Below are 21,210 nucleotides of genomic sequence, written 5' to 3'. Positions count from 1 at the left end.
AGCCGCGCAAGCATGATCCCCGAAAAGTGCGAAGCGGTTTTCGGACAGGATCATGCTCAAACAAGCGCGGCGCCTCGAACCATGAGGCCAATGATGTGAAGCGACAGGGGCCTCATCCTTCGAGACGCTTGCTTCGCAAGCTCCTCAGGATGCGGACAACTCCAGCCTCGACACAAACTCAGTCGCAGCCAACCTCAACCCCGGCCGAGATGGCTGCCCGCGTCGATGCGGACATGTTCGCCAGTCATATGACCGGACGCGGGGCTCGCCAGGAACGTCACGAGTTGCGCGATGTCCTCCGGCTTCGAGGCCAGCTTCAAGGGCATGCTGGCCTTAACCGACTCGCGCAGCTTGTCGGCGGTGGCCTGACCGCGCCCCTTCGAGAACCACGGCGTGTCGATATAGCCGGGGCAAACCGCGTTGACGCGGATCATCGGCGCCAGCGCGCGCGCCAGCGATTGCGTCATGGTGATCAGCGCGCCCTTGCTCGCCGCATAGGCGACCGATGAACCGCCGCCATTGATGCCCGCGATCGAGGCGATGTTGACGACGGCCGACGCGCGGCCCGACGCCTGCGATCCCGCCTCCAGCAACGTCCGCGCCGCACGCACCATCTGAAACGTGCCGACCACGTTGACGGCATAGATCCGCTGGAAGTCCTCGGCGGACAGCTCATCGAGCAGGCTGTGGTTGGGGACATGCTTGGTCGTGCCGGCATTGTTCACCAACCCGTCCAGACGGCCCCATTGCGCCGCCGCCGCGGCCAGCTTCTTGCAGTCGTCGTCCTTGGAAACATCGCCCTGCACGACCAGCACCTCGACGCCCTCCTTGCGACAGAGGTCGGCGGTCTCCTCGGCTTCGTTCTTGCTCGACGAATAATTCACCATGATGCGGGCACCACCCCGGGCGAGCTGCCGCGCGGTGGCCGCGCCGAGCCCGGACGCAGAGCCGGTGACCATCATGCACAAGCCTTCAAGAGACATCGGTTTCTCCCGTTTTCGTTGATTAAGGCGTCAATGCCGCCGTTGCGAACAGCAAGGCGTTGCGGCGCGGTAACGAGCACAGATGACAGGCTATGCCTTGTGACAATGAGCGCAACGCAGACGCCCCATGACTGCAATGCAGTTGACGCCTAGCCCGTTATTGCGCCTATGGCAAGGTTCTGGGGTTTTCAAACAGTTTCATAACGCTCGATCCAAAGGTGAGGAACTATGAGCCGCTTGTGTGAGGGAAGAGTTGCAATCGTAACCGGTGCAGGCCGCGGCGTCGGCCGTGAACATGCACTGATGCTGGCCGAGCATGGTGCGAAGGTCGTCGTCAACGACCTCGGCGCCAAGGTCGATGGCACGGGCGGCGACGCCGGTCCGGCCAACGAAGTCGTCGCATTGATCAAGAAGAACGGCGGCGAGGCGATCGCCAACGGCGACGACGTCTCGAGCTGGAGCGGCGCGAAGAACCTGATCGACACCGCGATCAAGACCTATGGCACGCTCGACGTGCTGGTGAACAACGCCGGTATCCTTCGCGACCGCATGCTGGCGAATATGACCGAGCAGGAATGGGACGACGTCATCAAGGTGCATCTGAAGGGCACCTTCGCGCCGACCCGTCACGCGGTTGAATACTGGCGTGCAAAGAACAAGGAGACCGGCAAGCCGGTCAACGCCCGCGTGATCAACACCTCGTCGACCTCCGGTCTGTTCGGCAACATGGGCCAGACCAACTACGGCGCGGCCAAGGCCGGCATCGCCGCGTTCTCGATCATCGCCGCGCGCGAGCTGCGCCGCATCGGCGTCACCGTGAACGCGATCTCGCCGAGCGCCGTCACCCGCATGACCGAGGGTCTGCGCGAGCGCACCGAAGAGCAGAAGGCCGCCGGCGACCCGAAGTGGATCGCACCGGTGATCACCTATCTGGCGAGCGAGGAAGCCGAAGACATCACCGCCCGCGTGTTCTACATCGGCAACGGCGTGTTTTCGGTGATGGAAGGTTGGCATCGTGGCCCGCAATGCGATCCGATCGCCGACCCGGTGAAGCTCGGCCCGGTGCTGCGCAAGATGGCCAACGAGGCACGCCGCAATGGCGGCATGGACTCGAAGGACCTCGACTGAGGATCGCGCCGGACGTTTCGTCGCAACAGATTTCAAATAATGGAACGGCCCCGGAAACGGGGCCGTTCGTTTTTGGACCGCGCTGAGCTGTCCTCGTGTCGACCTGGCTCGCATCCAGATGGCATCCGCCCGCACTGCAACGGACGCCGACCTGTCGTCCAACAAAGGCGCTTGCGTTGGGCGCCCCGTTCTGACCATCATCCCATCATCCAAGAGCATGCTCCGGATCGGACATGGCTGCGCCAGCGCAAGCAAGAGCGCCCGCCGCCCTTCGAGCGGATCACGCCTGGCAAGAGATGTGATCGCGATTCATCGAATGGAATCGGGATCCCGAGCAAGATCAGAAGAGGAACGCTGTGGGAGAGAGTAGCAACATCGTCGTCGAAACGGCAGAACGGATTTTCGCGGACCTGTGCGATCCGCAAACCGTCAACAGCGCCAAGGATGATGCTTGGAAGGCCGACCTCTGGAAGGCGCTTGCCGAAAACGGCCTGACGCTCGCCTGGGTTTCGGACGATCACGGCGGCTCGGGCGCGAGCCTTGCCGACGGCTTCGAGCTCCTCAGCGCCGCGGGCCGTTTCGCGGTCCCCGTTCCGCTCGCCGAGACGATGCTGGCAGGCTGGCTGCTGTCCCAAGGTGGAATCGTTTCACCCGAAGGCGCGATGACGGTTGCCCCGGTGCAGCCGAAAGACACGATCACGCTCAATGCCGACGGCACGCTGAGCGGCCGCGCCCGCGGCGTTCCGTTTGCCCGCGAGGCCCAGCACGTCGCCGTGCTCGCCCGGGGACCGAAGGGAGCGACCGTCGCACTCGTCGCCGCCAAGGATTGCCGGCGCGAAGAGGACGAGAACCTCGCCGGCGAGCCGCTCGACAATCTGGTCTTCGACAAGACGGTACCGCTGAAGACCGGCGCCGCGCCGGCGGGCTTCGATCAGACCGCGCTGATGCTGATGGGCTGCACTGTCCGCTCGCTGCAGATCGCGGGCAGTCTGCAATACATGCTGACGCGCAGCGTCAACTACTCGCAGGAGCGCGTCGCCTTCGAGAAGAAGATTTCGAAGTTCCAGGCGGTCCAGCACAACCTCGCCAAGCTCGCGGGCGAGACGGCCGCAGCCGTGGCTGCAGCGGGCTCCGCCGCCGAGACGATCGCGAACGGCACATCCTGGAACGACGAAGCCATGTTCCTCGAAGCCGCCGCCGCCAAGATCCGCTGCGCGGAGGCAGCCGGCACCGGCTCGGCCATCGCCCATCAGGTGCATGGCGCGATCGGGTTCACCAAGGAGTACGTGCTGCACCGGTTCAGCCTGCGCACGCTCGGCTGGCGCGACGACTTCGGCAACGAGAGCTACTGGGCCGTCGAGCTCGGCCACCTGGTCGCCAAGCGTGGCGCCGACGATCTCTGGCCGCTGGTCGCTTCCCGCTGATTTTCCTCCTTCGACTCTAAGGACGACAGACATGTCCTCAAGCCTCACCTTCGACCCCATCCGCCTGCCCGAAGCCTGCCAGGCCTTGCGCCGCGAAGCGCGGGCGTTTCTCGCCGAGGAAATCGCCAAGGGCACCTTCGATCCCTCCAACCCGCGCAAGAGCGAGAGCGCCAGCGGCCGCGAGTTCGCCAAGCGCGTCGCCGAAAAGGGCTGGATCGGCATGACCTGGCCGAAGAAGTACGGCGGCCGCGAGCGCAGCTTCCTCGAACGCTACGTGCTGACGGAAGAATTCCGCGTCGCCAACGCCCCGGTCGGCGTCTACTTCACCGCCGACCGGCAGAGCGGCCCGACCATCATCAAGTACGGCTCGGAGAAGATCAAACAGGATGTCCTGCCGCGCATCGTCCGCGGCGAGGTGCAGTTCTGCATCGGCATGAGCGAGCCGGGCTCCGGCTCCGACCTGTTCGCAGCCAAGACCAAGGCCACCAAGACCGACGGCGGCTACCTGATCAACGGCACCAAGATCTGGACCTCGAACGCGCACTCGTCCGACTACATGATCGGCCTGTTCCGCACCTCGCCGCCGACCAAGGAGAACCGCCGTCACGGCCTCACCTCGTTCCTCGTGCCGATGAAGACGAAGGGCATCAGCTGCAATCAGATCACGCAGATGAGCGGCCAGCGCGAGTTCAACGAGGTCGTGTTCGATAACGCCTTCATTCCCGACGACCATGTGCTCGGCGAGATCGACGGCGCCTGGAAGCAGGCCACCACCGAGCTTGCCTACGAGCGCTCGGGACCGGAGCGCTTCCTCGAAACCTACTATGTGCTGACCGAGCTGGTCCGCGCGCTGGGCAAGGAGCCCGACATACGCTCGGCCGAAGGCGTCGGCCGCCTCGTCGCGCAGCTTCACACGCTACGGCGGATGTCGGTGTCGGTCGCCGGCATGCTCGAAGCCGGCAAGGAGCCGGTGGTCGAGGCCTCGATCGTCAAGGACATGGGCACGCTCTGGGAACAGGATCTGCCGTCGAAGGTGCGTACGCTTGCCGCCTTCATCGAGCAGGAGCCCGGCAACATCGTGCCGCTGAAGAAGCAGCTCTCCTACGCGACCAAGGTCGCCCCCAAGCTGACCATCCAGGGCGGCACCACCGAAGTCCTGCGCGGCATCATCGCGCGCGGCCTCGGGCTGCGCTGATTACATCGAACCGGACAACCAGAGAGGATCGAATGACCACGTACAAGGACATCGGCGTCGACAAGGCCGCGAACTATGTCGGCACCATCGAAATCCGCCGGCCGCCGCACAACTACTTCGACATGTCGCTCATCCAGCAGATCGCGACCGCGATGGAGGAGTTCGACAAGGACGACGGCGTCCGCGCCGTGGTGCTGTGCGCGCAGGGCAAGTCGTTCTGCGCCGGCGCCAACTTCAACGAGCCTGCGCGTGACAATGCCGGCGAGAACGATGTCGGCGGCCAGCCGGTCAACCACCTCTATCAGGAGGCCGTCCGCCTGCTCCGCACCAAGAAGCCGATCGTCGCGGCCGTGCATGGCGCCGCCATCGGCGGCGGCCTCGGTGTCGCCTGCGCGGCGGATTTCCGCGTCACCTGCCCGGAAGCGCGCTTCGCGGCGAACTTCACCAAGCTCGGCTTCCATCCCGGCTTCGGCCTGACGGTGCTTTTGCCCGAACTGATCGGCAAGAACCAGGCGGAGCTGCTGTTCTACACCGGCCGCCGCATCGGCGGCGAGGAAGCAACCCGGATCGGCCTTGCCTCGGTCTGCGTGCCGCAGGATCAGGTGCGCGCGGAAGCGACCAAGCTTGCCGCCGAGATCGCCGAAAGCGCACCGCTCGCGATCATCTCGACCCGCAAGACCATGCGCGGCGATCTTGCCGATCGCGTCAAGGCGGCGACGGATCATGAGTTGAAAGAGCAGACCTGGCTGCGTGGCACCGAGGACTTCAAGGAAGGCGTGAAGGCCACGGCCGAGCGCCGTGTCGCGAATTTCAAGGGCCGCTAAGCGCTAATGACCCGATTGAAACGGGGCCGTGCGATGATCGCGCGGCCCCGTTTGTCTTAAGGCATCTGTTTTGAGATATCGCCGTCCGGCTGGTGAACGTGAGCCCGCTGAAGCATGATCTGGAAAAGGGCAAAGCGGTTTTCCGGATCATGCTTACACAATGAGCTACGCGCGCGGACGATTGATCCCAATCTCATCGCGCTTTAGGCCACCAGGCGGAAGTTCACGCCGCACATGTGAAACGAATGGCCATCGACCTTGTAGCCACGCGCGGCGGCCGCGTCGCAAACCTTGGCGATGTCACGGACCTTGAACACCAGGCCGCCCAGCACCTCCGCCGGTCCTTTCACGAAGCGGATCGTGCAATTGACGAATGTCAGCGCCGGTTCGCCACCTGCAGTCCTCGCCACCGGCACCTCGATGATCTTCGCCCAATGATCCGCAAGATTGTCTGGATCGGGGCTTTCCACCTCAATGCCGACCAGCGCCTGCGTCGTATCCCTGCGGATGAAATCCTGCCAGTTCGGCCCGGCCACCGTATAGGGGCCGAAAACGCCATCACTGTCCTTGGTGCGGTTGAAATCGACGAAGGCCGCACGGCAATCGGCCGGATGCAGTTGAATGCCGTAGAATGTCGGCTTGTCCAGCACATGCGCAACGCGGACGCCAATCGCCTTGGCATGCTCGCGGCGGCGCTCCACGTCATGACAGGTGAAGATCACCATGTAGCCGCCGTGCTGACCGCCGGGACCGGTGATCTTGTTGAGGAAGCGGCCGGCGGCCGTGCCTTCCCTGGTCGGCGCGACCACCTCGAGCAGCGTCGCATCGACGGGATAAAGCACATTCTCGAGACCATACGCGCCGACCGCCGGGTCGCGGTAACAGACGTCGAGCCCCATCACCGCGCCGATATCGCTTGCTGCGGGCTCGATGCTGGGGGCGACAAGACAAATTTGCTTCAGCCGCAGGAATTCCGTCATGCCGTCCCCCATCTCGATATTGCGTCTCCGGCTCAGCGGCCGACGAACACCGGCTTGCGCTTCTGCACGAAAGCGGTCGAGGCTTCCTTGTGATCTGCGGTTTCACCGCAGCGCGAGTGATGGAACGCCTCGCCGTCGAAGCAGGCCTCCAGCGACAGCTTCTCGGCGTTGTTGATGTTCTTCTTGATGTAGCCCAGCGTGATCGACGGCCCCTGGGCGAGTTGCGTCGCAAGCTCGGTCGCGACCTTCACCACGTCGGCGTCCGGCACGACGCGCGTCATCATCCCGGCTGCGTGCGCTTCCTTGCCGCTCAGGATCGGCGACAGCAGGTACAGTTCGCGCGCCTTGGCGCTGCCCAGCATCTTGGTGAGATAGTAGGTGCCGCCGTAGTCACCGGAGAGACCGACCTTGGCAAAGGCGGTGGTGATCTTGGCGTTCTCGCCGACCACGCGCAGATCGCAGGCCAGCGCCAGCGACAGACCCGCACCCGCGGCAGCGCCCTCGACCGCCGCAACCACCGGCTTGTTCATCTCGTGCAGCAGACGCGACGCTTCCATGCGGCTGCGCAAGCTAACCTGACGCTCCTCGAAGCTCGGCGGCTTGCGGTTCGGATCGGCGAAACCGCGCACGTCACCGCCGACGCAGAATGTACCGCCCGCACCTTTCAGCAGAACCGCACGCACGTCCTGATCGTCCCACGCGCGCTGCGCCGCCTGCAGCAGCCCAAATGTGAACTCCGGGCTCATCGCATTCTTCCGCTCGGGGCGGTTCATGGTGATGGTCAGGAGACCGTCTTTCAGATCTTGTAGGATGACGTCCGTCATGGCTTCCTCCGGGATAGGTTGGCGGCAACAATGGCGCGACTGATCCGCCAAGGGCAACAGGAATTCGGCCGCGCATAGGCCGATCTTGCTTTTGCATGAGGCGGCCGCCATTCGCCGCCCGCAGCCCCATATTTTGGATACTCACGCCTTCGGATAGAGAATCATCTGCGTGCAGCGGAACAGCGCAATCACCTTGCCGCTCTCCACATGCTTGGCCTCGGTGTCCCACACCTGAGTCGTCCGGCCGCCATGCACCATTCGCGCTTCGCAGACCAGCGTGCCTTCGCGCGCGGTGCCGAGATGGTTGGATTTCAGCTCGACCGTGGTGAAGCCCGTCGCACCGTCCGGCAGGGCATGAAAGCAGCCGATACCGCAGGTGGAATCCAGCAGCGCCACTACGCTTGCGGCATGCAGGAAGCCGTTCGGGGACATGTGCTGCGGCGTGATGACCATCCGCCCGTTCGCCCGTCCCGGCTCCGGCACCACGATCTCGATGCCGAGCAAATGCGGCAATGTGCCTTCGATCATCCCAACCGCACCAGCGTCCTTGCCTGCCATTCCGGTATCCATCGTTCGGGGTTCGATCCAACCATTGGACCCATTGCAGCATCGTCTCTGCAACCGTTGGAGTTCAAGAATGACTAGCAAACATTCATCGCCGGGTGGAGCGTCGGACTGATCGGCGCCTCGCGCACGAGCCGTCAGTGGGATGGGAATGGCCCTTCCGCCGTTCGGCCGTGTCAACACATGGCTCGCAGCTGCCGCTGGAGCGGATGCCGTTTCCATGCAAGATCGACGACATGACGCCTGCTCCACGCAATGTTGCGCTTCTGCGAGATGGTCTCTTCGGCCTGGCGGCATCCGTGCTCGCGCTTGCCCCGGCGCTCGCCGAAGACATCACCCAGAACATGCCTTGCACGGGCGAACTCGCCACCGGAGGACGGGTTGCCGCAATCATCGACGCCCGGACCATGCGGTTGCAGGACGGACGCGAGATCCGTCTCGCCGGAGTGGAAGCCCATGTCTCCGGCGTAACGGCCGGACCGGCCCAGCAGGCAGCACTGGCCCAGTTGATCGGCGAGCGCGATCTCACGCTGCGCGGATCAACCAAGCCCGACCGCTACGGGCGGCTGTCCGGCTTCGCGTTCGTTTCCGGACGCACGGAACCGGTGCAGGCAGCACTGGTCGAGCAAGGTCATCTGGCTGTCACGGCGCCGGTCGACGATGCCTGCGCAACGACCTTGCTCCGCCGGGAGGCATCGGCGCGGCAGGCGCGACGCGGCATCTGGGCAGAGCCGGCTGCCTTAAAAAACGCGGAAATGCCCGACGATATTTTGCCGCTGATTGGGCAATTTGTGGTGGTGGAGGGTCGGGTTCTCTCGGTCCGAGAAGCGGGGGCAACGCTTTACATCAACTTCGGCCGGCGCTGGACGCAGGACTTCGCGGTGACTATTTCGAGGCGAAATGTCGCTGGCTTTGAGGCTGCCGGTGTTCCGGTTAAGTCTCTTGCCCGCAAAAAGGTTCTCGTTCGGGGCTGGATTGAGAAAAGAGGCGGGCCGCGGCTTCATATCTCGTGGCCAGGGCAGATCGAAGTGCTAGACCGAAGCTAGCGTCGAAATGGGGTGAAGTTGGATCAGGCCGTGACAGGGCGCGCGAAGCGGCAGGGGAGCAGACGAGACCGGAAGCAGATCGCGGCGGCGCCTGCAGCGTTGCTGGCCGCGGCCCTGCTGCTGGGCGCTTGCACCGATTTCAGCCGCTTTCATACGGCCGCGCCCGAGCCTCGCGTGCAGCAGGCCGCGCGGCCCACCCGCACGCCGGTCCAGCAGACCGCCGCGACCGAACGCGAACACGACCGCATTCTGGCCTCTTATGGCGGCGTCTATGAGGACACGAAGCTCGCGGGGCTGATCTCGCGGGCGGTCGACCGGCTGGTGGCCGCGTCCGAGCGGCCCGACCTGTCCTATAAAGTGACGATCCTGAACTCGCCGGCCATCAACGCGTTCGCGTTGCCGACCGGCCAGCTTTACATCACCCGCGGCCTGATCGCGCTCGCCAGCGACACGTCGGAGTTGTCGTCGGTGCTGTCGCACGAGATGGCCCATGTGATCGCCCGCCATGCGGCGATCCGCGAAGACCAGGCGCGCCAGGCTGCGATCGTCAGCCGCGTCGTCACCGACATCGGCTCTGATCCGGACCTGACGGCGCTGGCGCTGGCCCGGTCCAAGCTGACGATGGCAAGCTTTTCCCGCGCACAGGAATTCGAAGCCGACGGCATCGGCGTCGGCATCGCGGCGCGCGCGGGCTTCGACCCCTACGGCGCGGTTCGCTTCCTCACCGCGATGGAGCGCAATGCGGCGCTGAAGGCCGCACGCAACACCGGCGATCCACGCGCGCTCGACTTCCTCTCCTCGCATCCGGCCACGCCGGAGCGCATTCAGAACGCGCAAGCGAACGCTCGACAATTTTCCTCGCCCGGCGCCGGCGAGCGCGATCGCGAGGCCTATCTCGATGCGCTCGACGAGATGATCTATGGCGAAGATCCGAGCGAGGGCTTCGTGCGCGGCCGCCGCTTCATCCACCCCAAGCTCGGCTTCACCTTCACCGCACCGGAAGGCTTTTCGCTCGACAACACCGCCCAGGCCGTGATTGGCGTGCGTGAGGGTGGCCAGCAGGCCATGCGCTTCGACGTCGCCCGCGTATCATCGGAGCAATCGCTCGGTGATTATCTCACCTCCGGTTGGATCGAGGACGTCGATAAGGCCACCGTCGAAGACATCACCGTCAACGGCTTCCCGGCGGCGACGGCGGTGGCGCGCGGCGAGCAATGGCGCTTCCGCATCTATGCGCTGCGGTTCGGCAGCGACGTTTACCGCTTCGTGTTCGCATCCAAGCAGAAGGGCAACGAGAGCGACCGCAGCTTTCGCGAGACGATCAATACCTTCCGCCGCCTGACGCTTGCAGAGATTCAGGCCGCGCGACCGCTGCGGCTGAAGGTGATCACGGTGCAGCCCGGCGACACCGTCGAATCGCTGTCGCATCGCATGGCCGGCGTCGACCGCCAGCTCGAACGCTTCCGGATTCTCAATGGTCTTGACGCAAAAAGCACCGTGAAGCCGCGCGACCGGGTCAAGATCGTCACCGAATAGTGCGCCTGTAGCGCCGGTTAACCGTTGGCAGCGTCTGCACAACGGCACTGCGCGCACACATGGCATGCCTCGTTAAATCTCCGTGAACCCCTATCCGGCGACAGTAGACGCAACGAACCCGCTGCGGATCAAGCCGGACGATGCAGGACGCGCCCCGAGTCGACGACGCCCCCACCAGCCGTCGCTTCAGGCTTTTGGATGACGACCTGATCAAGGCGGCGGCGCAGTGCTGGATCGTCTTGGCGGCGCTCTATTGCGCTTTTGATTTTCCGCGCCAGCTCACGGACGGTTTCACCAACGGTGCGGGCCGGCCGTTCGGCGATGATTACGTCAATTACTGGTCCGCCGCCTATCTGGCTCTGCACGGCCAGGCGAAACTGGTCTACGACTGGACCGGATTTCATGCCTTCCAGCAGAGCGTCGTCGGAGAGGCTCTCGGGAATTACCACTACAGCTATCCGCCAGTGCTGTTGCTGCTGTCAGCTCCGCTCGGCGCATTACCCTATCTGTGGGGCTGGGCGGCCTGGACGTTGGCCGGCTGGTACGCGTTTTACCGGGCGCTTATCGTAGCAAGCACCCGCAAGGTGATTCTGCTGGCGTTGGCAACGCCAGCGATACTGCTCAATACCATCTGCGGTCAAAATGGAACGTGGACGGCCGCGCTGCTCGGCGGCGGCCTCGTCATGATCGATCGCCACCCGCGACTTGCCGGCGTTTTGTTCGGGCTCCTGATCTACAAACCACATTTCGGACTGCTGCTGCCGGTCGCCCTGATCGCCGGCCGCCATTGGCAGACCTTCACGTTCGCAGCCTTGACCACGGTGCTGCTCGTGGGATTGAGCGTGGTTCTCTATGGCGCAGACGTCTGGCAGCTCTATCTCTTCAACCTTGCCCAGCTCCGCACCGTCATCCTCGAGGACGGCACCGGCGTCTGGCACCGGATGATGTCGATCTTTGTCGCCAGCCGGCGGCTTGGTGCCGATGTGCCCCTGAGCTACGCGATTCAATTCGCCTTCGGTCTGGTCGCCGCCATCGTCGTTGCCTGGAGTTGGTGGAGAGACACGGCAACATCGGCTTTGCGCAACGCATTGTTCATCCTCGGCACCTGCCTCACGACACCTTACCTGCAGGATTATGACTTCCCGTTCGCGGCCTTCGTCGCGATCTGGCTGCTCGACGTCGGGCGCGACCATCCGGCCCGGCTGACGTCCATCAAGCTCAGCATCGCCGGCGTCATGATCGGCCCCTTGCTGGCAGCGCCATTGGGCGTTGCCACCGATCTAGCGTTCGGACCGCTGTTCTTCCTTCCGGCTTTCCTGATCGCGTGCGCATGCCTGTGGCAGACGCGGCCTGCGCATCGCAACGCACGGCTAGCCTGAACTCGCGATGAAACTCTGAACCAGTCGCCTCAGGCAGCGTTTGCCGCGCAGCCACCTGCCTTCAGCTTGCGCTTGGTCGATGCGGGATGCTTTGCCAAGCCGCCTGCGGGACCGGCCTCGGGACGGACCGGCCGGCGCACCAGTTCGCCATGGCAGTTCGGGCAACGTCCATGCAGCACGTTGGTTACGCAGTCGTTGCAGAACGTGCATTCGTAGGAGCAGATGAAAGCGTCGCGCGATTGCGGCGGCAGATCGCGATCACAGCATTCGCAGTTCGGGCGCAGTTCCAGCAAGGCCATGGGCACGTTTCCTCATTCGCGTGGGTGAGGCGATTCTAGCATGCACGCCCACAAGCAAAAGCCCGGCTCAGGAGCCGGGCTTCGAAACTGATCGAACGATGGATGCGCGTTACGCCGCCTCGTCTTCGGCGACGGAATCATCGCCATCGGCCTCATCGTCATCCTCCGACTCGCCGTCGGCTTCACCAACCGCATCGGTCTTGGCGCCGCGACGCGGACCCTTGGCGAGCGCCGCTTCGATCTCCTTGATCGCTTCGGTCTCGGTGACGTGCTGCACGGCCGCGATTTCACGCGACAAACGATCAAGCGCAGCTTCATAGAGCTGGCGCTCGCTGTAGGACTGCTCCGGCTGCGATTCGGAGCGATAGAGATCGCGCACGACCTCGGCGATCGCGACGATGTCGCCGGAGTTGATCTTGGCCTCGTACTCCTGCGCCCGGCGCGACCACATCGTCCGCTTGACGCGGGCGCGGCCCTTCAGCGTCTCCAGCGCCTTTTTCACCAGCGCCGGCTCGGACAATTTGCGCATGCCGACATTGATGATCTTCGACGTCGGAACGCGCAACGTCATCTTGTCCTTGATGAAGTTGATCACGAACAGCTCGAGCTTCGCACCGGCGATCTCCTGCTCCTCGATAGCGAGGATCTGGCCAACACCATGGGCCGGGTACACCACGAATTCATTGGTCTTGAAGCCCTGGCGCTGGGTCGCCGGCTTCTTCACCTCCTCCACCTTCGGCGCAGCCGGCTTGGCCACGGCCGCCTTCACAGGCGCGGCCTTGGCAGGCGCAGTAGCGACAGCCTTGACCGGCGGCTTGGCGACGACCGGAGCCTTCGCAACGGGTTTCACAGCGGCCTTGGCAACGGCAGGCTTGGCGGAGGTCTTCGCGGTCTTCGGGGCAGTGTTTTTGGCCATTACGTTCTTTACTGTCTTGGATTTGGCGGCCGCGGGGTTACGAGCCGCCTTGGCTTTGGAAGCGTGGGTTTTCGAGGCGTTGGCTTTGGACGCTCGAGCGGTCGTCCGGGAAGAGCTTCGGCTTGCAGCCGCAGCCTTCTTAGTGGTTGTCTTATTCGCAGCCTTTGCGATACTCTTGGAACGCGTGGTTTTGCTTGACACAACCTGTGCGTGGAACCGCCACGCTCCTGTTCACGGCTTGTCCGGGGAATCCAGTCATCTCCGGCCAATCAAGGGCGGAAACTGATTCCGGTTTCTTGAATGTGCCTAAAATAGCACATTTTCCGCAAAAATCAATGATTTATGACCAAAGTCGGGGATCGGACCCGCTTTAGGGTTAAATGCCTTGTTCTGAAATGGTTGGCGTGCCGACGGTGGGCTTCAGCCCGGCTTAAACATACGCCGGAACCGGAAAGCCGCTCGAATCGGCCGCCGGAACGCCGCCGCGCCGCGGAACCTCAGTCCCCGGTCCCCGGATTGGCGGAGAAATACTTCTCGAACTTGCCCTCTTCGCCGTCGTGCTTCTCGGCGTCGGGATCCTGGTCTTTCTTCTGGGTGATGTTCGGCCACGACTTGGCGTACTCGGCGTTCACCTGCAGCCACTTTTCCAGGTTCGGCTCAGTGTCCGGCTTGATCGCGTCCGCCGGACATTCCGGCTCGCAAACCCCGCAATCGATGCATTCGTCCGGATGGATAACCAGCATGTTCTCGCCTTCGTAGAAGCAATCTACCGGGCAGACTTCCACGCAGTCCGTGTACTTGCACTTGATGCAGTTATCAGTGACGACATAAGTCATCGATAGCTCCGGAACGGGTCAAAACTGGAGGAACTTCCTGCACGTCAACGGCCCGTCACAGCAAGAAATTACCCTATATCCACAGATCGCGTGATCCGGCCTAGAATAGGTCGAAACGCGCGCTGTGGCGTAGCGCAGGATGCCCCGCATCGCAAGAGAAGTGCGGGCGGTCCTGCAATGCAGCCGCCCGGCTATTGTGGCAACTCCACATACAGCATGCGAGCCGCCGTCGCATCCCCGCGTCGCTCTGCGAAATCCGCCACTTTCCAAACGCGGATTCGGCTGTCCAGCGCGATCGTCAGCACATCGCCCTGTTTGACCGCGTGGCCCGGGGCGACAACCCGAGCGCCATTGATGCGGACATGCCCCTTAGCGACGAGCTCGGCGGCGCTCGTCCGCGTCCGGACAATCCGCGCATGCCAGAGCCATTTGTCGATCCGCTGGCGGTCCACGCGTTCAAAACGCTCCCGGTGGTCTCGCCAGCGACATGCCTAGAGCTTTTCCTTGGCGTTCGACTCCAACTGCTCCTTCAGCGCGGCGAGTTTCGCGAACGGCGAATTGGGATCGATCGGCCGATCGCGTTGCGGACGCTGCCCTGCTGAGCGGTCGTGCCTTGCTCCACCGCCATGACGCTGATCAGAATGGCGTTGATCGGAATGACGCTGGTCAGAACGGCCTTTGCCGCCCTTGTTGCCGCCACGGCCCTGGAATTGCCGCCGATCGTCGCGCTGCGCTCCAGCCCCGCTCTCGGCTTGCGGCGTCGCGCCTGCGGTCGCCGCCGGCCGTTCACCACCCGCCTCCGGCCTGCGGAAGCGGCTGAAATCCTTGCGATCGCGGCGATGCTGACCCTTATGGCCACGATCACCTTCTGCGGCCGGACCAGACGATGCGCCTTGCCGATCGCGTCGCGGACCGCGCTCATGACGATGTTTGCGATCGTCATGCCGGCCCGCCGGACGCCAGACCTCGACCAACTCCGGCTCCGCAGCCGCCGTGGCCTTGTCAGCCGCCGTGGCACTATCAGAGGACGCATCGTCAGAGGACGCCACATCCGCAGTAGCTACAGCCCCGGTGTCCACCGGTTGCGCCGGCGCCTCGCCGTCGGTTTGAACGACAGAGGCCTCTCCATCCGCTGCTTGCGCGGCGGGTTCGCGGGCGGCCTCGACAACCGCCTCATCGACGTTCGTCTCGGCAGGCGTCGCTTCGACGGCCGCCTCTGCAGCAGTCGGCTCCGTAGCGCCGGTCTCCGTAACCGCCGCGTTTGCAGCCGGCTCCGCCGAGGCGGTCGCATCATCGGCCTCATCATCGGCCTTGGGCACCGAAGCCGCTTCCGTTGCTGGCCCATCCGCGATGGCGCCATCGTCGACTGCGGCCAGCTCGGCAGATGACGCATCGGCGGCCGGCGCGGCGACCACAGGCTCCGCAGCCACAGGCTCCGGTGGCAACGGCGGCCGGCGATCCATGCGATAGCCCAGCGCGCGCAGCACGGAGGCGAAATCCTCGCCCGCTGATCCGGTCAGCGATGTCATCGCCTGGGTCACCGTGAACGCACGGCCATCGAAAGCGCCTGGTGGCTTCGGCAGCGACGTTCCCGGCCGCCACGCAAGCGCAGGGCGGATCAGGTCGGCAAGCCGCTCGAGAATATCGACACGCACCGCGCGCTCGCCCGCCAGCCGATAGCCGAGCGTGCGATAGGCATCCCGGTCGAGCGCTTTGTCGGCTGGGAACGACGTCCGTCCGGTGCCCGCGAGATGTTGCGCGGTCGTCAGTGCCGCGAGATCGGTATTGTCGTGTTTCAGCGACCACAGCAGCGACGCCAGCGAGCGCGCCGCGGGCTTCAGCAGCGCCGGCAGATAAATGTGATAGGCGCCGAAGCGGACGCCGTACTTGCGCAGCATGGCCCGCGAAGGCTGGTCGAGGTCCTTCATTTCGGCCGCAACCTTCTGCCGCTCCATTACGCCAAGCGCTTCGACGAGCTGGAATGCGATGCCGCGGGCAATGCCGGTGACGTCCTGCGCCTGCGAGAGTTCGAACAGCGGCCCGAGCAGCTTGGTAATGTGAGCCTTCAGCCAGAGGTCGAGCCGCGCCTGCACGCTCTCGCGCGGCGCTCCCGACAGCCGCTCATCGGCGATCAGCCGCACACGCGGTTCGAGCACGTTGTCGGCGGCTGTCAGCCGGCCGACCGCATCGCCCAGCCAGCGCACCGTGCCATCCGACGTCAGCACGAACTGATCATCGGAGCCGGCGGCAAGCTTCGCCGCACGCGCGTCGATCTCGCCGGCCAGCGCCTTCTGCGCCGCCGCTTGCAAAGCCTTCGCCTCCGAGCCTGCCTCGGCGGCATCCGGCGCAAACATGAAACCATCGAGCCGGCCGATCGTGTGGCCCTCGACGATCACGTCCCCTGTCTTGCCAATCTCTGTCGTCAAAGTCGCATTTTCCCGCAAACGCCGCATCAATACACTGGTACGGCGGTCAACGAAACGTTCGGTGAGCCGCTGATGCAGCGCATCTGACAATTTATCCTCAATAGCACGCGCTATCCCCTGCCAATGTTCCGGGTCACGAAGCCAATCGGGACGATTCGCCGCAAATGTCCAGGTTCTGATCTGGGCGATCCGCGCGGACAGCGTGTCGATGCCGCCATCGGTTCGGTCCGCCTGATTGACCTGGGCGGCATACCAGTCGTCCGGAATCCTCCCCTGCTGCATCAGAAAACCGAACAGCGTGGTGACCAGTTCCGCATGCGCTGCCGGCGCGATCTTGCGATAATCCGGCAGCTGACAGACATCCCAGAGGCGCTCGACCGCCGCCGGATCCCGCGTCATATCGCGAACATCGCTATCGCGGGCGGCATGATCAAGCACGCGAATGTCTTCCGCAACCGGCGCGCGCGTCAACGCCTCATGCGTCGGCGACAGCGAAAGCGCCGCCTGCAAGGCGCCGAGCGAGGAGAAATCCAGATCCGAATTGCGCCACTGCAACTGCTTGACGCTATCGAACGCATGGTTCTGCAACGCATTGACCAGTTCGGGCTCGAACGGCGCACAGCGGCCGGTGGTGCCGAACGTGCCGTCACGGGTGGCGCGGCCGGCCCGGCCGGCGATCTGCGCGAATTCCGACGGATTCAGCCGCCGATATTGATACCCGTCGTATTTCCGGTCAGCCGCGAACGCGACGTGATCGACATCGAGATTGAGACCCATGCCGATCGCGTCGGTGGCAACGAGGTAGTCGACCTCGCCGGACTGAAACATCGCCACCTGAGCGTTGCGCGTGCGCGGCGACAGCGAGCCCATCACCACGGCTGCACCGCCATGCTGACGGCGGATCAGTTCGGCGATGGCGTAAACCTCGTCGGCGGAAAACGCGACGATCGCCGTCCGTCGCGGCTGGCGCGTGATCTTGCGATCGCCGGCGAATGAAAGCTGCGACAGGCGCGGCCGCGTCACGATGCTGACGCCCGGCAGCAGCCGCTCGACGATGCCGCGCATCGTCGCCGCGCCGAGGATCAGCGTCTCATCGCGGCCGCGCCGATGCAGGATGCGATCGGTGAAGACATGACCGCGCTCGAGATCGGCACCGATCTGGATTTCGTCGACCGCTAGGAACGACACGTCGAGGTCGCGCGGCATCGCCTCGACGGTGGATACCCAGAAGCGCGGATTGCGCGGCTTGATCTTCTCTTCGCCGGTGATCAGCGCGACGCTGTCAGCGCCGGCACGCTCCACCAGACGGTTGTAGACCTCCCGCGCGAGCAGCCGCAGCGGCAAGCCGATCAGCCCGGACGAATGCGCGAGCATCCGCTCGATGGCGAGATGGGTCTTGCCGGTGTTGGTCGGGCCGAGCACGGCCGTCACGCCGGCACCCGGCAGGCGATCATTGCGCGAGGCAAACGGTGGGGACGAAAAGGCCATTAAATTCCGGTGCTTCCGCAGGGCGAACGACCTGCGTCGTGTCTCACAATGCGACGCTTATCGCGTCACGGCTTAAGCTCTGGAACGGTTCCGGAACGAATCGCGCCCGAATCGCTGACTCTCCATCTGGGCGTTTCGTTCCCCGCAATATCTCGCATCCGCCCGCCTCAAAACCACAAGATCGAGCCCGCCGGCAACCGATGCGGGCGCTTTTAGCACAGCCAATCGTTAACGGCGGACGGACTCCGATCGGCTTTTCTGTCAACTGGGATTCCGGCACCCCCATCGCATCGTTCGGCCGGGACAACAGACTATTGAGTCCGTGCGGTGGTGGTCTGCGGCAGCGCAGGCTGAGCCTGAAGGGCATTGATGAACTGGGTCGCTTGCATCGTGCCCGTGCCCAACGGCGTCGGGATCGTCACCTTAAACGGCATCAGCACTCGTGTCCCGAGGATCGGCGCCAGCCAGACCTCCATATTGCGCTGGGCAACCAGATACTTGATCGCCACACGATCCGGCACATAGCCCGAGATCGGCAGGAATTGGATGCTGCACACCACCACGGGTCCCTGATAACCCTTGGCGGCTTTGACCGTTTCCATCCGCTTGTAGGCCAGCTTGAGGTCGTAGCGCATACGGCCGTCGAACACCGCCTGGCCGCTGCTACAAGCTTCCGGGCTCAGCGGATCGCCGCTGCCCGGCACCCGCACCAGCGATCCCGTCATCGGATCGGACACGCCGCGCTTGTGCGCTTCCGTCACCGGAATGCGGCCCGGATGGACCGGCGGCTCTGGCTCGATGCTGAAATCCTTGACGTTGCCGCCGCTCAGCGCAATGCGCAGCACCTCGGTCTTGCGGTTGGTCGTCATCGTCACGGTGTAGGACGAGGGCACCAATTGACCTTTGACGACACGTCCCTGCGACCCGCCATTGCCCTCGCCGGAGGCGAGCATCGCGATCACTCCGGTCGCCTTGCCGCTGCCGAGCGCGGAATAATGATCTTCCGCGATGTCGACAGTCCAGGAGCCCTTTCCGATCGGGACCCCCGCTAGCGTCACCTCGTATTGGGCATCGACGCGTCCCTGTGCCTGGGCGTCATCGGCGAAGCCGCAAAGCAGGAGAAGGCCAGCCGCAAGCGACGGCGACATCCGCCGTCGCGGTTCCGATATCGAGGGAATGAACACGGATATTGACGTCCCGGCCTTTGGTCTGGCGTGCCGAACAAGCGTCTGACATCAAACCCAGATTACGTCGTTAATATGGACCGCGGATGGGGCAAAAACCACCACGGCTGAGCAAATGGCCGGGGATTGCCGTCGGAATCTCGCCTGTTCCGACCGATTTTTCGGGACCGGTGCGGCTTGACGCTGGGCTGGGCGGCCCTTATACGTCCCCCGTTCCTGAAATGGACCGGAATTTTGGACCCGGCGAGCGCCGCATCGGGCGGCTTGCCGGAAGAGCATCGAGGATTTTCGCCATGTCACGGCGTTGCGAACTGACCGCCAAGGGAGTGCAGGTCGGCCACAAGGTCAGCCACTCCAACATCAAGACCAAGCGTCGCTTTCTGCCGAACCTGTGCAATGTGACGATGATTTCCGACGCCCTCGGCCGTGGCGTGCGCTTCCGCGTGTCCGCCAATGCGATCAAGTCGGTGGATCATCGGGGCGGCCTCGACAAGTTCCTGCTGAAGGCGAGCGATGCCGATCTTTCCAAGCACGCGCGCGACATCAAGCGCCAGATCGAGAAGAAGCTCGCTGCCGCCAGCTGATCAGGCGTACTCTGACGATGACGCAACAGCCGGGCCTCGCCCGGCTGTTTTGCTTTGAGCCCGAACAGGCCCTGCCCGGCCTCGCCAGCGAATGCGAAGCAAGACACGGCTTCACATGAAACACGGGTTTTGCGCGAAGAGAGCGCGACCCACAAAAATCCGGAGCCTCCGGCCCCGATCCCGCCAGAAGTGAACCCCCTCGCCGCTACTGATTGCTGCGCTCGAATTGACGCAGCAGGCGATTGCCCCGCTCGACCGCCGCATCCATCGCCGCTTGCGCGGACTTCTTGCCGGCGAACGCCTGCTCCATCTCGTCCTCGATCACGTCACGGACGAGTACGAACGAGCCGAGCCGCAGCCCTTTCGAGTTTTCGTTTGGCATCTTCAGGATCATCTGTTCGACCGAAAGCGCCGAACCGGGATTGCGATCGTAGAAGCCGTGGTTGCGCGTCAGTTCGTAGGCGGCCTTCGTGATCGGCAGGTAACCGGTCGCCTGATGCCATGCCGCCTGCACGTCGGCCTGCGAGAGGAACGTGAAGAACTTGGCGACCCCCTTGTATTCCTCGGCCGGCCGGTCACGCAGAACCCACAGCGTCGCGCCGCCGATGATGGTGTTGCGCGGCGCGCCCTTCACGTCCGGCCAATACGGCATCGCGCCGAAGCCGACCTCGAACTTCGCATTCTTCAGGATGTCGGCGCGCGTCGCCGACGAGCCGATGAAGATGCCGCACTGGCCGTTCTGAAACCGCGGTTCGGCCGTCGTAGCGCGGCCGCTGTAATCAAAGACCTTGGTCTTCTGCCATTCGGCGAGCTGCGCGATGTGGCGCACCACCAGCGGATTGTTGATCACCAGCGCCGTATCCAAGCCGCCAAAGCCATTGGCATTGGTGGCGATCGGAATGTCGTGCAGGGCCGAAAAGTTTTCGATGCTGATCCAGGACGGCCAGTGGGTGGTGAAGCCGCACGGCACGCCGGCGGCCCGCAGCCGTTGCGCGGCCGCTCCCAGCTCCGGCCAGGTTTTGGGCGGCTGGTCGGGATTGAGGCCCGCAATCTTGAACAGGCTCTTGTTATAGTAAAGGATCGGTGTCGAGGCGTTGAACGGAAACGACAGCATGTTGCCGGCGAGATCGGTGTAATAGCCGGTCACCGCGGGCAGATACGTCGAGGGCAGGAACGGCTCCGACTGCTCCCGCATCAGGCTGTAGACCGGATAGATCGCGCCCTTCGCCGCCATCATCGTCGCCGTCGCGATCTCGTTGACCTGGACAATGGCCGGTTGCGACCGTGAGCGGAACGCGAAGATCGCCGCGTTCACCGTCTCGGCGTAGCTGCCCTTGTAGACCGGCACGACGCGATAGTCGGATTGCGACGCATTGAAATCGCTGGCGAGCTTCTCGACCTGCCGGCCCAACTCGCCGGACATCGCGTGCCACCAGACGATGTCTTGCGCGGCGCGCAGCGGCTGCGACGCCAGCAGCAACACGGCAAGCGCAAGGGCTTGCAGGCCGATCCTATGCATCACGCTCCCTGTCATGTTCAGGGCCTGAGAGAGCCCTGCCCGCCGCCCATGCAAGCGCCGCGGCACTTAGAAAGC

Annotated in this window: 19 protein-coding genes; 8 read left to right on the top strand and 11 right to left on the bottom strand. The window is 64.1% G+C overall.

The genetic code is table 11. The annotated features are described in order from the left end of the window. Positions 1-194 precede the first annotated feature (194 nt). Positions 195-983, bottom strand: coding sequence for an SDR family NAD(P)-dependent oxidoreductase (locus X566_RS10785; RefSeq protein ID WP_034466060.1), 789 nt, complete (start codon positions 981-983; stop codon positions 195-197). Between the two features lie 228 nt (positions 984-1,211). Between X566_RS10785 and X566_RS10780 the strand changes: the two genes are divergently transcribed. The 4 genes from X566_RS10780 to X566_RS10765 all read left to right on the top strand — a co-directional run bounded on the left by X566_RS10780 (position 1,212) and on the right by X566_RS10765 (position 5,554). After that, positions 1,212-2,111, top strand: a complete 900-nt coding sequence (locus tag X566_RS10780; RefSeq protein WP_034466057.1) for an SDR family oxidoreductase — start codon at positions 1,212-1,214, stop codon at positions 2,109-2,111. A gap of 356 nt (positions 2,112-2,467) precedes the next feature. Continuing rightward, positions 2,468-3,535: an acyl-CoA dehydrogenase family protein gene (locus X566_RS10775; RefSeq protein ID WP_034466055.1), complete on the top strand. Its 1,068-nt coding sequence runs from the start codon at positions 2,468-2,470 to the stop codon at positions 3,533-3,535. A 31-nt stretch (positions 3,536-3,566) separates the two neighbouring features. After that, positions 3,567-4,730, top strand: coding sequence for an acyl-CoA dehydrogenase family protein (locus X566_RS10770; RefSeq protein ID WP_034466053.1), 1,164 nt, complete (start codon positions 3,567-3,569; stop codon positions 4,728-4,730). A gap of 32 nt (positions 4,731-4,762) precedes the next feature. Beyond that, positions 4,763-5,554, top strand: coding sequence for an enoyl-CoA hydratase/isomerase family protein (locus X566_RS10765; protein ID WP_034466051.1), 792 nt, complete (start codon positions 4,763-4,765; stop codon positions 5,552-5,554). Between the two features lie 203 nt (positions 5,555-5,757). Here the strand turns inward: X566_RS10765 and X566_RS10760 are convergent, their stop codons facing one another. From X566_RS10760 to X566_RS10750, 3 genes are all read right to left on the bottom strand, one after another. Continuing rightward, positions 5,758-6,534, bottom strand: a complete 777-nt coding sequence (locus X566_RS10760) for a hypothetical protein (protein ID WP_034468352.1) — start codon at positions 6,532-6,534, stop codon at positions 5,758-5,760. A gap of 32 nt (positions 6,535-6,566) precedes the next feature. Next, the gene (locus X566_RS10755) at positions 6,567-7,358 is read right to left on the bottom strand and encodes an enoyl-CoA hydratase (protein ID WP_034466050.1); all 792 of its coding nucleotides are present in this window, start codon (positions 7,356-7,358) and stop codon (positions 6,567-6,569) included. Positions 7,359-7,499: 141 nt separating this feature from the next. Next, the gene (locus tag X566_RS10750; RefSeq protein ID WP_081740130.1) at positions 7,500-7,916 is read right to left on the bottom strand and encodes a PaaI family thioesterase; all 417 of its coding nucleotides are present in this window, start codon (positions 7,914-7,916) and stop codon (positions 7,500-7,502) included. A 215-nt stretch (positions 7,917-8,131) separates the two neighbouring features. Between X566_RS10750 and X566_RS10745 the strand changes: the two genes are divergently transcribed. The 3 genes from X566_RS10745 (at position 8,132) to X566_RS10735 (ending at position 11,883) form a co-directional block, all read left to right on the top strand. Next, on the top strand, positions 8,132-8,968 hold the full coding sequence (locus X566_RS10745; protein WP_152539842.1) for a thermonuclease family protein: 837 nt from the start codon (positions 8,132-8,134) through the stop codon (positions 8,966-8,968). Positions 8,969-8,998: 30 nt separating this feature from the next. Next, positions 8,999-10,504: a M48 family metalloprotease gene (locus X566_RS10740; RefSeq protein WP_034468348.1), complete on the top strand. Its 1,506-nt coding sequence runs from the start codon at positions 8,999-9,001 to the stop codon at positions 10,502-10,504. 140 nt (positions 10,505-10,644) lie between these two features. Further along, complete coding sequence (locus tag X566_RS10735) at positions 10,645-11,883, top strand: glycosyltransferase family 87 protein (protein ID WP_081740129.1); 1,239 nt, start codon at positions 10,645-10,647, stop codon at positions 11,881-11,883. Positions 11,884-11,912: 29 nt separating this feature from the next. Here the strand turns inward: X566_RS10735 and X566_RS10730 are convergent, their stop codons facing one another. The 6 genes from X566_RS10730 to X566_RS10700 form a co-directional block, all read right to left on the bottom strand. Continuing rightward, positions 11,913-12,176 carry a DUF1272 domain-containing protein gene (locus tag X566_RS10730; protein ID WP_034468344.1) on the bottom strand — a complete coding sequence of 88 codons (264 nt, stop codon included), beginning with the start codon at positions 12,174-12,176 and terminating at the stop codon, positions 11,913-11,915. Positions 12,177-12,291: 115 nt separating this feature from the next. Beyond that, positions 12,292-13,299, bottom strand: coding sequence for a CarD family transcriptional regulator (locus X566_RS24310; RefSeq protein ID WP_081740128.1), 1,008 nt, complete (start codon positions 13,297-13,299; stop codon positions 12,292-12,294). Between the two features lie 296 nt (positions 13,300-13,595). Further along, the gene (gene fdxA / locus X566_RS10715; RefSeq protein ID WP_034466039.1) at positions 13,596-13,934 is read right to left on the bottom strand and encodes a ferredoxin FdxA; all 339 of its coding nucleotides are present in this window, start codon (positions 13,932-13,934) and stop codon (positions 13,596-13,598) included. A 191-nt stretch (positions 13,935-14,125) separates the two neighbouring features. Then, complete coding sequence (locus X566_RS10710) at positions 14,126-14,386, bottom strand: RNA-binding S4 domain-containing protein (protein ID WP_034466035.1); 261 nt, start codon at positions 14,384-14,386, stop codon at positions 14,126-14,128. Between the two features lie 39 nt (positions 14,387-14,425). Further along, complete coding sequence (locus tag X566_RS10705) at positions 14,426-17,848, bottom strand: helicase-related protein (RefSeq protein WP_034466032.1); 3,423 nt, start codon at positions 17,846-17,848, stop codon at positions 14,426-14,428. A gap of 311 nt (positions 17,849-18,159) precedes the next feature. Continuing rightward, positions 18,160-18,996: a DUF3108 domain-containing protein gene (locus X566_RS10700; RefSeq protein WP_051444007.1), complete on the bottom strand. Its 837-nt coding sequence runs from the start codon at positions 18,994-18,996 to the stop codon at positions 18,160-18,162. 329 nt (positions 18,997-19,325) lie between these two features. Here X566_RS10700 and rpmB point away from each other — a divergent pair, with 329 nt between their 5' ends. Further along, on the top strand, positions 19,326-19,616 hold the full coding sequence (gene rpmB / locus X566_RS10695; protein ID WP_034466029.1) for a 50S ribosomal protein L28: 291 nt from the start codon (positions 19,326-19,328) through the stop codon (positions 19,614-19,616). 205 nt (positions 19,617-19,821) lie between these two features. On the opposite strand, the gene ugpB is transcribed toward rpmB, so the two are convergent. After that, a complete protein-coding gene (ugpB, locus tag X566_RS10690) occupies positions 19,822-21,135 on the bottom strand; it encodes a sn-glycerol-3-phosphate ABC transporter substrate-binding protein UgpB (protein WP_034466026.1) in 1,314 nt (437 codons plus the stop codon). Positions 21,136-21,210: the final 75 nt, after the last annotated feature.

Origin of the sequence: Afipia sp. P52-10, assembly GCF_000516555.1 — a bacterium.
Lineage (GTDB): Bacteria > Pseudomonadota > Alphaproteobacteria > Rhizobiales > Xanthobacteraceae > P52-10.
This window is presented reverse-complemented; position numbering and strand designations above follow the sequence as displayed.